This is a genomic window from Sinorhizobium sp. 7-81 (assembly GCF_030124405.1).
In the GTDB taxonomy this organism is placed as follows: Bacteria; Pseudomonadota; Alphaproteobacteria; order Rhizobiales; family Rhizobiaceae; genus Sinorhizobium; species Sinorhizobium psoraleae.
In genome coordinates, this window is record NZ_JASKLT010000002.1 from 678,797 (window position 1) to 691,008 (window position 12,212).

Sequence of the window (12,212 nt, forward strand, 5' to 3'; positions counted from 1 at the left end):
CGCAGTGCACACAAACCTAAAAACAGGGAACAGGACAATGCTGAAACATATTGCTGCAATGACCACAGGACTGCTTTTGACGACGGGCGCCGCTTTCGCTGGCGAGCCCGATAGCTGCAGGGCCGTACGTTTCTCCGATGTCGGCTGGACGGACATCACCTCGACGACCGCCGCCGCCTCGGCAATTCTCGAAGCGCTTGGCTATCAGCCGGAGAGCAAGCTCTTGTCGATACCTGTCACCTACACCAGCATGAAGAACAGGGATATCGACGTCTATCTCGGCGACTGGCAACCGAGCATGGAAGCCGACCGCAAGCCGTTCCTCGAGGACAAATCGATCGAGGTCATCGGTCCGAACCTCACAGGCGCCAAATACACTTTCGCCGTGCCGAAATACGTCGCCGACGCAGGCGTCAAGGATTTTTCAGATCTCCAGAAATTCGCCGACAGGTTCGGCCACAAGATCTATGGCATCGAGCCCGGCAACAACGGCAACCGCATGATCCTCGACATGATCAACAAGGGTGATTTCGGCCTGAAGGACTGGGAACTCGTCGAATCATCGGAGCAAGGCATGCTTGCCGAGGTCGAAAGGGCGATCAAGGCCAACCAGTGGGTCGTCTTTCTCGGATGGGCGCCGCATCCGATGAACACGCGGTACAAGATCGATTATCTCGCGGGCGGCGACGCCTATTTCGGACCGAACTACGGCGGCGCCGAGGTCTATACCAACATTCGCGCGGGTTACGCCGCCGAGTGCCCGAACGTTGCGAAATTCGTCACCAACCTTCGCTTCACATTGGATATGGAAAACGAGATCATGAACGGCATCCTCAATGACGGCAAAGATCCGAAGGCTGCCGCAACCGACTGGCTGAAGGCCAATCCAGGCGTGATCGAACCGTGGCTGGAAGGCGTGACGACGTTGGATGGCAAGCCGGCGCTCGACGCGATCAACAGCGCATTCAAGGGCTGAAAATCTGCGGGAGCTCGCAACTCTCCCGCAGCTGTTTCGCCACGGCGCGTCCGGTTTTGCTGGCGGTAACGAACACAGAGCTCTCGGTTGCGCCGTGAGCCCCCATCCCGAATGATGCTACCCTCATCGGCAGGTGAGGGCAGTAAGCAGGCTATTTTTCCAGCCACGGATAGCGGGCGGTGTCCTTGCCGGCGTAGTCCGGGTCGAGGTAGATGAAGCAGCGCTGTATCTTCCAGTCGCGGATCTCGAACACGTCGCACCAATGCCCTGCCTGCCATTCCGGAACGCCGGCGCGCCACGGGCCGTCGCGGTGCTCGCCGTGGCTTGTGCCCTCGCAGACCACGAGATCGGAGCCGGAGAAGATCCAGTTGAAGTGCGAGTAGTGGTGGACGATCGACTTGAGGGTCGCGCCGACATCGCCGAACAACTTGCCGATCTGTTCCTTGCCGTTCGCCAAGCCCCATTTCGGGAAGTATACCTGCGCGTCGTCGGCGAAAAGGTCGAGAATTGAGTCGCCGGTGGAAGTCACTCCGCCGCTGTCGAAGGCCTTCAGATATTCGAGCGCGACCGATTTTCGCTGCTCGTCCGTCATCGTCTGCGTCGTTACTGCCATCTTATTCCTCCCTGAATGAACTGCGAAACGATCAGCGTCTACAGCGCCGCGCGTCTTTTGAGACGCGCAAAGGTCGCTGTAGCGCTTTGAATTTCTGCACTATTTCCTCCTTAAATCGGTTCCGATCTAAGGAATCATGCAGAAGGCTCAGTGTTGGCGGCCTTGGCCGCGAGATAGGCGAAGGCGAGGATGGGGCCCAGCGTCGCTCCGCCGGCCCAGTAGGCCCGGGCAGAGGCCGAGGCCACACAGTTGCCGACACCGTAGAGGCCGGGGATCGGCCTGCCCGTATGGTCGAGGACCTGGCCGTCGGGGTTGGTGACCGGTCCGCCCTTGGTGTCGAGACTGCCGCCGGTCAGCAGCGCGGCGTAGTAGGGACCGCCATCGCTGATGGGATACATTGTCGGATTCGGCATGGCCGGGCTTTCGGCCGCCGGCCCGTTGAACAGAAGCTCCACCTGCCGCTCGCCGCGGTTGAAATCGAGATCCTTGCCTTCCATGGCAAACTTGTTGAAGCGTCGGATTGTTGACTTCAGCGTCTCTTCGAAGTCATCGGCGATTTTCATATTGCCAATGCGGTTCGCATATTTTTTGAAGCGCGCACGGATGCTGTTTGTCAGTTCGGCGAGCGTGTCGCCCTTGATGACGTGACCATCGTCCCTGCCCTCGGGCACGATGAAGCGGCCGTACTCGTCGCTTGCCGAATATTGCTGGCTGCGCGAATCCCAGATTGCGATCAGCACCAGGTTTGGGTACTCGGATTTCGTCGGATCCCAGGTGAAGAAGGCCTGCGCGGATTCGTTGTAAGCAAGCTTCTCGTTGGTGACTCGGCGACCGTTCCGGTCGACGTAGATCATGGAGTCGCCGGATGGAGAGAAGGTGCCGATCAACGACGGATCGTCGTTCAACGCCTTCTCGAGCACGATCGGGCACATCCAGGCGTAGTTCATATTGCGGAGCTCGGCACCGGCAGCCGCGCCGATATTGACGAAGTCGCCCTCGTTGGTACGCGCGGCGCAGCCACCGAAAACCGGCACGCTCAGGAAATTCTTGCGCATGCCGACGTCGTGAGTGAAACCGCCGGAGGCGAAGATCACGGCCTTGCGCGCTTTAAACGCGACGGGCTCGCCGAGGGCCGTATCGGCCTCGACGCCGATTACCGCGCCGTTCTCGTCGACATTCGTGCGCTGCACGCGATGCCCGGTGCGGATATCGACCCCGTCGGCACGCGCCTTGGCGCTCATGGTACGGATCGCCACCTCGCCGCCGTCCGACATGGATTCGCGGGCATCCTTGGGCAAGAGCACGCGGCCTTTCGGCGCCTTGTCCTCCGGCAGTTCCGCCCAATAGTCGGGCACGAAGTCGCAGTGCCGGTATTCGAGCGCGCCTTTCTCGGCGAGTAGCTCGGTTGCCGGCGAGGCGTTGTCGTAGATGGCAGCGAAGGAATCATACTCCCACCGCGACATGCCGAAGGTCGGGTGATCGGGATCGTAGGTTTCCGGGCGCGCCAGGCGCGCCATGTAGCGGATGCAGTCCTCCTTTCTGTCCTCGACGCCGATCTCCTGCATGTGCCTGTTGTTCGGTACCCAGTACCAGAAGGCGGCCTTCCTGGTGGTGCCGCCGAGCTCGTCGGCCTTCTCGAGCAGCACGACCTCGTTTCCCTGCCAGCGGGCAAACAGCGCGGAAGCAAGACCCGCCGCGCCGCCGCCCACAACCACGATATCGGCCTCCACATCGAAGGCGGACCGCTTGGCCGGCAGAGCCGATTTTCTGAGAATCGTCGACATGGGCTCCTCCTCCTGATGTCAACATCCGGGCACAGTTGATCCCGTTCATGCCGACGCTGCCAATTCGCGGCGCGCACGTCTTTCAGGTCTTTGCGCTTTACAAATTCCTGTAGGGTGATCGGCGCCGTATCGACGTGGCGGGAGGGACGTCCCGGCTTGCGGTCAGGCAGGCCGTAAGAGGTCACCCGAGACCTTTGAAGCGAACCTGACCGGGGGTACAACCCAGCTTTCGGTTCAAGACCGATGTCATGTGTTGCTGCGATGAGAAACCGCAGCGGAAAGCGACTTCGGCGATCGAAAGGTCAGATTGGGAGAGAAGCTTCTGCGCTTGCTCGACCCGCCGTTTCAGGACGAACTGGTACGGCGGCAGCCCCGTACGCGCCTTTATGCCCTCGAATACCACGCGCAACGGCAACTCGACGATCCGGCTCAGGCGGGCGCAGCTAATGTCGCTCTCAAGTTCAGCATCAATGAAGGCAGTGAGGCGGTCGAACTCGGCATCCGAAAGCGCGGCGGCACGCGCGGGCTTGACGGAATGAAGGCCGCGCATCGTCTCGAGATAGACCAGGCCGCCGAGATAGTTGATCTCCAGCGGATCGAGCGGCCGGTTGAAGCGGAGGCGCTCGCGGGCATAGCTGGCAAGATGACTGATCGATCTCAGCCGAATATTGTTGGTGCTTCCGGCGCTTCGCGCTCCATCGAGGCTGCGGTCGCTTATGGAGCCCTGGAACTCATCGGAGTAGGAGAAGGCGATGAAACCATGATGGACCGTACTTGTCGCGACGCGGACGTTGCCTTTGCGGGGGTGAAAGGCGGCGGTTTCGCCGTGGAATAGCAGCGCTTCCTCACTGTCATCCTCGAACTTGGCTTTCGAAAAGATGTCTCCGAGGAGCAGGCATATGACGTCGACCTCATTGGCGAACTCAAGCGTATAGGGTTGCGCGCCCGCAATGCAGTAGTCGATGCCGCCGTAGCTGCCGCGTGCCGGAAATTGCTCCAGTCCACCGTAGCGAAGCTTTCTCGCGCGCCTAATAGTCGCCGTCACTTGGTCATCCTCCCCAGTCTGACCTCATTCGCTTTCATTCCCCAGCATCACCGCCGCTTGAATACCCTTCCGCCGGCCGGGGGTTGTTCTTGCCATTCGGACACATGAACAGAAGGGTCGCATGCTGGGGTGCAGCGCCGTGAGCGTTCATCTCGCGGTCGGGTTCTTCTGCTTTGAAGGAACAAAATTGTAACCGGCCGGCGGCAGACGAGTTCTCCTCGTAAAGCGTCTGCGGCGTTGCAGTCGTCCTTTCCTCCCAAGATGACGAACGCAAGGGAGTGTAACAGGCGGGACGTATCCGTTAATGATTTCCGCGCGAGTCAATATAACGGATTGTTATGAAGCGCGACGAGCGCCTCCTCTTCCAACTTGTGGCCGTGCGAAGATCTAACTCTTTGAAATGACCCAATTCCGGACGGAACACCGCTCCATGCTTTTCCTGGAATCGCGCCAAGGGCGGAAGCGCGCCGATCCTGTCAGCGCCCGGGCGCTGAGGGCACGTAATCGCTTCCTATGTCGATCGACGCCGGGCGCCCGCCAAGGAAAAGCTCGCTGATGCGGGGCGCGGTCCTGCTGATGACCTTGCCGGACTTGATAACGAACAGGCGGTTCGCCTTCAATCTCAGCGCCTCGATGACGTCGGCCGCCTGCAGCACGATGAGATCCGCCTTGCAGCCGACTTCGAGGCCGTAACCTTCGAGCCCCATGGTCTTTGCCGAATTGACGGTAATCGCGTCGAAGATCTTGTGCTTGTCCTCGATCCCGGCCATCTGCGCCACATGGATTGCCATGTGGGCCACCTCCAGCATATCGCCCGAGCCCATCGAGTACCAGGGGTCCATGACGCAGTCATGCCCGAAGGAGACGTTGAGGCCGGCCGCCATCAGCTCCCGCACCCGTGTCATGCCGCGCCGCTTCGGGTAGGTGTCGTGACGGCCCTGCAGCATGATGTTGATCAACGGATTGGGGATCACGTTGATCTCCGCCTCGGCCATAAGAGGGATGAGCTTGGAAACGTAATAGTTGTCCATGGAGTGCATCGAGGTGAGATGTGAACCGGCGACGCGTCCCTGGAGGCCGAAACGCACCGTCTGGGCCGCCAGCGTTTCGATGTGGCGCGACATCGGATCGTCGGTCTCGTCACAATGCATGTCGACCGGCAGCCCACGGTCGGCGGCAACGCGGCACAGCGCCTCGACCGAGCGGGCGCCGTCTTCCATCGTCCGTTCGAAATGCGGAATGCCGCCGACGATGTCGACACCCATGTCGAGTGCGCGCTCAAGCGAAGCTATCCCGTCCGGGGCGCGGTAGTAGCCGTCCTGGGGGAAGGCGACGAGTTGCAGGTTAATATAGGGAGCGACCTTTTCCTTGACCTCCAGCAGCGCTTCGGCTGTCACAAGGCGCGGATCGGAAGTGTCCACATGGCTGCGAATATAGAGAAGGCCCTGGCTGACGGCGAGGTCGCAATAACGCAGCGCCCGCTCGACCAACGCTTCCTTCGTCAAGAGCGGGCGCAGTTCGCCCCACAGCCCGATACCCTCCAGCAGCGTCCCGGAGACGTTCATTCGCGGCATGCCGAGCGACAGCGTCGCATCCATATGAAAATGCGGATCGCAGAACGGCGGGCTGACGAGGCGACCGCTCGCGTCGATCTCCTCGCCGGCGGTCGCGGCAATCGATTTCTCGATGGCGGCGATCCTGCCACCTGCAAGGCCGATATCAAGACCTTGGCGGCCGTCCGGAAGGTTGGCGTTGCGGATGATCAGGTCGAACATGAATCAGTTCTCCGGGTGTTCGCTCAGCGCTCGCCGCGCCGGTAAGGTTGCATCAGAGCCTGGGGGACGCGGGCGCGCCGGGCCATCAGCGCCAGCGCCGCGATCGACAGCAGATAGGGGATCATCAGGAAGATCTGGTAGGGGACGCCGCCGCCCAGCACCGCTTGCAAGCGGAGCTGGAAGCCGTCGAATAGCGCAAACAGCAAAGCGCCGATGAGCGCACGGCCCGGACGCCAGGAGGCGAAAACGACGAGCGCGATGCAGATCCAGCCCCGTCCCTGCACCATGGTCGGGAAGAAGCTGTTGAAGGCCGAGAGTGTCAGGAAGGCCCCGCCGACACCCATCACCGCGCTGCCGAAGATGACGGCGCCGTAGCGCATCACCATCGGGTTGATACCCTGTGCCTCGGCGGCGTGCGGATTTTCGCCTGTCATGCGGATGGCAAGCCCGAGCGGCGTGCGGAAGAGCACGTAGCCGAGGACCAGCGCCAACGCGATCGCCCCGTAGGTCGGCAGCGTCTGCGTGAAGAGTGCCGGACCAATGAAGGGGAGGAATGAGAGCGCCGGCAGGTCTATCGGCTGGAACGGCTCGATTGTCGGCGGTGTGCCTGCCACCGGCACCAATAACCGGAAGACGTAGTAGCTGAAGCTCGAGGCGAAAAGCGTCACGCCGAGACCGGAGACATGCTGAGACAGGCCGAGCGTCACCGTCAGCGCCGCGTGCAGCAGGCCGAAGACCCCGCCGGCGAGGGCCGCGACCAGCAGGCCGGTCCAGAGATTGGCGCCGTTATAAACTGCCAGCCAACCGATCATCGCGCCGAAGGTCATGATGCCCTCTATGCCGAGGTTCAGGACGCCGGAGCGCTCGCAAAGGAGCGCCCCGAGCGTGCCAAGGATCAGCGGCGTCGCAATGCGCAGGACAGCCGCCCAGAGGCCCGCCGAAGCGAAAATGTCGATCACGGCGTTCATCGGCGAATCCTGTACTGGGTGAAGAAGACGCCGACCAGCATACTGATCAGCGACAGGGCCACCGTCACATCGGCAATATATGTGGGAATGCCCATGCTGCGGCTCATCCCGTCGGCGCCGACGAACATGACGGCCGTGAACAGGGCGGCCAGCACGACGCCCAAAGGATTGAGATTGGCGAGCATGGCCACGACGATGCCGGAATAGCCGTAACCCGGCGACAGGTCCGTCGTCACGTAGCCCTGCACGCCCATGACTTCGATGGCCCCCGCGAGGCCGGCGAGTCCGCCTGAGATGCAAGCCACCTTCACCAGCGTGCGGCCGAGTGGCACGCCGGCGAATACTGCCCCGGCGGGATTGAGGCCGGCCGCGCGCGACTGCATGCCGAACACCGTGCGCGACTGCACGAGATGGACGGCGACGGCGAGCATGAGCCCGATCCCCAGGCCGATATGGAGGCGGGATCGGGCGAGAAGTTTAGGCAGGACCGCGTCGTCGGCGACCGGTTGGGATTGTGGCCAGCCGAAGGCCATCGGGTCCTTCAGAACGCCATCGATCAGCATGGAGACGAAGAGCAGGGCGACGAAATTGAGGAGAAGTGTGGTCACGACTTCGTCGACGGAAAAGGACAGCCTCAGCCACAGTGGTACGAGCAGCAGCACGATGCCGGCCGCTGCACCGACCGCGAGAAGCAACGGGATCTGCACCGCCGAGGGCAGGCCGGCGAGGAGCTGTGAGCTCGCGGCGGCAACCGAGATCGCGCCGAGATAAAACTGGCCCTCGCCGCCGATATTCCAGAGCCGCGCCCGGAACGCGACGGCCGCGGCGAGGCCCGTCAGAATGAGCGGGCTTGCGCGGGTCAGGGTCTCTGTCGCCGAAAGCCGCGAACCGAAAGCGCCGACGAGAATGCGCCAATAGGCCTCCAGGACGGGCGCGCCGGCAATGGCAATGAGTATTCCCGCCAGCGCCAGCGCGCAGAGGACGGCAAGCACAGGCGTTGCGATCACCAGTGCGACCGAACGATGTTCGCGTCGTTCAAAGCGCATCGGAAATCTCGTGCTCCTCGTTCCATTCGCCGGCCATCATCAGGCCGAGTTTCGTGGCATCGGCCTCTTGCGCTGCAACAGGAGGCGAAAGCCGTCCGTTGACGATGGCCTGAATGCGGTCGGCAAGTGCCATGACTTCATCCAGGTCTTCCGAGATCAACAGCACTGCCGTCCCTTCGCGCCTTGCCTGAAGCAGGCGTTCGTGCACGGCGGCGACCGCACCCTCGTCGAGCCCGCGCGCCGGCTGCGCCGCAATCAGGATGCGCGGTCGCTCGATCAGATTGCGCCCGAGGATGAGTTTCTGCATGTTGCCGCCCGAAAGCAGGCGAGTCCGCGTCGTCGGCTTGCCTCCGCGCACGTCGAAAGCATCGATGATCTTGCGGGCGAATGCCTGGCCCGCCGACCGGTCGACGAGGCCGTGGCGCGAAAATCGTGGCAGGCGCTCGAGAATCGCGTTCTCCCATATGGCCATCTCGCCGATCGCGCCTTCGTTGTTGCGGTCTTCCGGGACGCGGCCGATTCCCGCCAGCACAGCGCCTTCCACCGACAGGTCGCCGATCGGCTCACCGAACAGCACGATGCCGCCCTTGTCACGCCTGACCGTGCCCGACAGCAGATGCGCCAGCGTCGTCTGGCCATTGCCCGACACGCCGATGATGCCAAGAACCTCGCCGGCGCGCAGGGTGAAATCGATTGACTTCAACCGCTCCACCCCGTCGATGCTGACGCTGACGCCGGCGACCTCCAGCACTACTTCGCCGGGCGCCGACGGCTCGCGCACGGGACGGGCAACCTTGCGGCCGACCATCAGTTCGGCAAGCTCCGCCTTGTTCGTATGGCTCGCCAGACGCTCCGCCACCTTGCGGCCGCGGCGCAGCACGACGATCCTGTCGGCCGCGGCCATGACCTCGTCCAGTTTGTGCGAAATGAAGATCAGCGAAAGCCCCTCGCGCGCCATGTATTTCAGCGTCGAGAATAGCCGCTCGGACTCCAGATTGGTCAGCACCGCAGTCGGTTCGTCAAGGACCAGGATGCGCGCATCGTTGTAGAGCGCCTTGAGGATCTCGACGCGCTGCTGTTCGCCGACCGAGAGGTCACCGAGGCGCGCGTCCGGGTCCACCGTCAGGCCGAACCGCGGGCAAATGCCCTGAAGCTTTTGCCGCGCCGCATCCGTGCCAGATCGAAGCCGCCAAAGGCTCTCAGTGCCGGCCATCACGTTTTCCAGCACCGTCAGGTTGGGAGCGAGCGAGAAATGCTGGTGCACCATGCCGATGCCGGCGCGGATCGCCGCGCGCGGCTTGCCCGGTGGCAATTCCTGTCCTTCGATCAGCACCTTGCCGCTGTCCGGCACGTAGTGGCCGAACAGGATGTTCATCAGCGTGGTCTTGCCAGCGCCGTTTTCGCCGAGGAGGGCGACGATCTCGCCCTTTCCAAGGCTCAGCGAAATGTCGTCATTGGCCAGGTTATCGCCGAAGCGCTTGCTGATGCCGGAAATGTCGAGAGCGGCGGTGGTCATTATGTAAGTCCCGCGACTGCAAAGCGATGCTGCCAGCGTCCCTGCCGCTCGAGGCGTGCCGCAAGGCTGAAGAGGAGGCGGTCGCATCCCATCGGAGCCAAGATCTGCACCGGCAGCGGCAAACCATCGCCGTCGGCCCCGAAGGGAAGCGTGAGCGCTGGAAAGCCGGTCACATTGGCAAGCGCGGCGAGGGGCGCAAACGCCGTCATGCGATGGATCTGCAGGTCGATGTCGTCGTGGTCGAAGGGGAAGGCACCGATCGGCAGGGGCGCCGACGCGAGCATCGGCATCAGGATGCAGTCCACCCGGTCGAAGAGCGACCAGATCGCGCGGCTCGCGTGGACGGCGGCGTCAAGCGTCGCCCAGAGCGCGGTCGCCTCGAGCCGTGATCCGTGGCTGATGAACGCCTGCGTCAGCCGTTCCGCACGTGAGGCATCAAGTCCGGTGGACCTGACGAAATTGCCAAGATTGACGGCGATGATGTCGCGCAGCGCCCGGCCACTTGCGGCGACGCCTGCGGCGAAGGCTTCCCACTGCATGGCGACGATGCTGTGGCCTTCCGCCTCAAGGACGTGGGCGGCCGCTTCGACGGCCTCGCTGCGTTTCGGTTCGGTCGGGTAGTCTTCGCCGGTCTCGACCAGAAGGCCGATGCGCAATGGGCCTGCCGGGGCAGGTGCGAGGGACGGATCGGCAAACGGTCCCCTGGCGTTTCCGGCCGCCGCGCCGAAGATCGCCTCAAGGTCGCGGACGGAGCGGCACAGCGCCAGTTCGCTGGCGATGCCGCCGAGATGATTGCCAAAGGACGGTCCTGCCGGCATGACGCCTCGGGTCGCCTTCAGACCGAAGAGGCCGCAACAGGCCGCAGGCACCCGGATCGATCCGCCGGCATCGGTCGCATGGGCGATCGCCACGATGCCCGCCGCAACGGCCGCCGCCGCCCCGCCGGAGGAGCCGCCAGGCGTCCGACCAGGATCGAGGGGGTTGCGGCAGACTGGCCCTGTCGCCGGCTCGCTCGCAAGCGACAAGCCCATTTCCGGCACTGTGGTCAGTCCGAAGAAACAAAGGCCGGCCGCGCGAAGCCGGGCCGCCAGATCGCTGTCGTCTGCCATGTCAGCACCGCGGTCGACCAGGTTTGAACCGGCCGCAACCGGAAGACCGGTGAAGGGGCCGCCCAGATCCTTGGCAAGACTCGGGACGCCGAGAAGCGGCGTGGGCTGCCCGCCGTTCGGCACCCGGCTCAGGCGGGCGTCGGCATTTTTCGCTGCAGCTCTTCCGAGCGTCGCGTCGAGGTGGACGATCGCGCCTATTTCAGCGCATCGGCTCGCGGCCGCCAAGGACGCTTCCATGGCTTCGGAAGCGGTGAGGCGCCCCATCCGAAGCGCCTCTGCCAGAGACGTTGCATCGCCGGCCATCGACAAGCCGGCTACTTCGGCTCGTCCGTGATGCGCGGAACTTCGAAGGCACCGGATTTGATCTCGGAGCGCTTGGCTTCCATGGCCGCTTCGGCATCCGCGGGGGCAACGCCCTTCACATAGGCGACGTCACTGCCGCCCTCCTTGAGCAGGCCGAATGGGGTGTAATCCTTACCGACCGGCTTGCCGGCGGTCGCGTCGGCAATCGCGGCGTTGAGGATGGGGCGGAAGCCCCACAGGGCGTTGGCGAAGACCGTCTCGGGATAGCGCGGGGTGTAGTCAATCAGCGAACCCACGGACCTGATTCCGCGTTCCTTCGCCGCGTCGGCCGTTCCGATGCGCTCGCCGAAGAGGATGTCGGCGCCAGCATCGATCTGGGCGAGGCCCGCTTCGCGCGCCTTCGGCGGATCGAAGAAGGTGCCGATGAAGGTTACAAGGTGCTTGGCGTCCGGGTTGACGGCCTTCACCCCTGCGGCGAAGGCGTTGATCAGCATGTTGACTTCCGGGATAGGCATGGCGCCGACGGAGCCGACGACGTTCGACTTCGTCATCTTGCCGGCAAGCATGCCTGCCAGATAGGCGCCGTCATGGTTCCAGGTGCCGAAAACGCCGAAGTTGTCGCCCGATTCCTTGCCGCTCGAGCCGAGGACGAAGGCGGTTTCGGGGTATTCGGACGCCACTTCGCGGGCCTGCTTTTCGACGGCGTATGCCTCGCCAATGATGAGTTTTGCGCCCTGTTCGGCATATTCACGCATTGCCCGGGGATAGTCCGTGCCCGAAACGCCTTCCGAGAAAACATATTCGATCACGCCTTCAGCAGCCGCATCCTGCAGCGCCTTGTGGAGGACCGAGTTCCAGGCGTTCTCGACAGGGGACGCGTGGATGCCGGCGACCTTTATAGCCGTGCTGGCGTGAACTGTCGGCACGAAAGCGCTCACGCCGAGCGCCAAGCCCGACGCAAGCACACTGCGCCGGCTCATCATCAGATCTCTTGTCATGGATGGCGTCCCCTCTTTACCAACTGGTAGAATTTTTAGGGCGTGCCCAAAATTGTGTCAAGCAGCGCGAATGAGCAAG

Annotated in this window: 10 protein-coding genes; 1 reads left to right on the top strand and 9 read right to left on the bottom strand. The window is 63.1% G+C overall.

Annotation, left to right across the window (positions count from 1 at the left end; all coding sequences use genetic code 11):
* The first annotated feature begins 37 nt into the window (after positions 1-37).
* Positions 38-976 carry a choline ABC transporter substrate-binding protein gene (locus tag QN224_RS10420; protein WP_283976584.1) on the top strand — a complete coding sequence of 313 codons (939 nt, stop codon included), beginning with the start codon at positions 38-40 and terminating at the stop codon, positions 974-976.
* A gap of 151 nt (positions 977-1,127) precedes the next feature.
* Here the strand turns inward: QN224_RS10420 and QN224_RS10425 are convergent, their stop codons facing one another.
* From QN224_RS10425 to QN224_RS10465, 9 genes are all read right to left on the bottom strand, one after another.
* Positions 1,128-1,589: a nuclear transport factor 2 family protein gene (locus tag QN224_RS10425; protein WP_283976585.1), complete on the bottom strand. Its 462-nt coding sequence runs from the start codon at positions 1,587-1,589 to the stop codon at positions 1,128-1,130.
* A gap of 134 nt (positions 1,590-1,723) precedes the next feature.
* Complete coding sequence (locus tag QN224_RS10430) at positions 1,724-3,373, bottom strand: FAD-dependent oxidoreductase (protein WP_283976586.1); 1,650 nt, start codon at positions 3,371-3,373, stop codon at positions 1,724-1,726.
* A 181-nt stretch (positions 3,374-3,554) separates the two neighbouring features.
* Entirely contained in the window at positions 3,555-4,418 is an 864-nt protein-coding gene (locus tag QN224_RS33865) for an AraC family transcriptional regulator (protein ID WP_283976587.1), read from the bottom strand.
* 476 nt (positions 4,419-4,894) lie between these two features.
* A complete protein-coding gene (locus tag QN224_RS10440; protein ID WP_283976588.1) occupies positions 4,895-6,193 on the bottom strand; it encodes an amidohydrolase family protein in 1,299 nt (432 codons plus the stop codon).
* Between the two features lie 23 nt (positions 6,194-6,216).
* Positions 6,217-7,161, bottom strand: a complete 945-nt coding sequence (locus tag QN224_RS10445) for an ABC transporter permease (RefSeq protein WP_283976589.1) — start codon at positions 7,159-7,161, stop codon at positions 6,217-6,219.
* A complete protein-coding gene (locus QN224_RS10450) occupies positions 7,158-8,207 on the bottom strand; it encodes an ABC transporter permease (protein ID WP_283976590.1) in 1,050 nt (349 codons plus the stop codon). Before QN224_RS10450 ends, QN224_RS10445 begins: the two co-directional genes overlap by 4 nt.
* Positions 8,197-9,723 (bottom strand): ABC transporter ATP-binding protein, encoded by a 1,527-nt coding sequence (locus tag QN224_RS10455; RefSeq protein ID WP_283976591.1) that lies wholly within the window; start codon positions 9,721-9,723, stop codon positions 8,197-8,199. The genes QN224_RS10450 and QN224_RS10455 overlap by 11 nt, the downstream gene beginning before the upstream one ends.
* The gene (locus QN224_RS10460; RefSeq protein WP_283976592.1) at positions 9,723-11,135 is read right to left on the bottom strand and encodes an amidase; all 1,413 of its coding nucleotides are present in this window, start codon (positions 11,133-11,135) and stop codon (positions 9,723-9,725) included. The genes QN224_RS10455 and QN224_RS10460 overlap by 1 nt, the downstream gene beginning before the upstream one ends.
* A gap of 11 nt (positions 11,136-11,146) precedes the next feature.
* The gene (locus QN224_RS10465; protein ID WP_283976593.1) at positions 11,147-12,133 is read right to left on the bottom strand and encodes a BMP family protein; all 987 of its coding nucleotides are present in this window, start codon (positions 12,131-12,133) and stop codon (positions 11,147-11,149) included.
* Between the last annotated feature and the right edge of the window lie 79 nt (positions 12,134-12,212).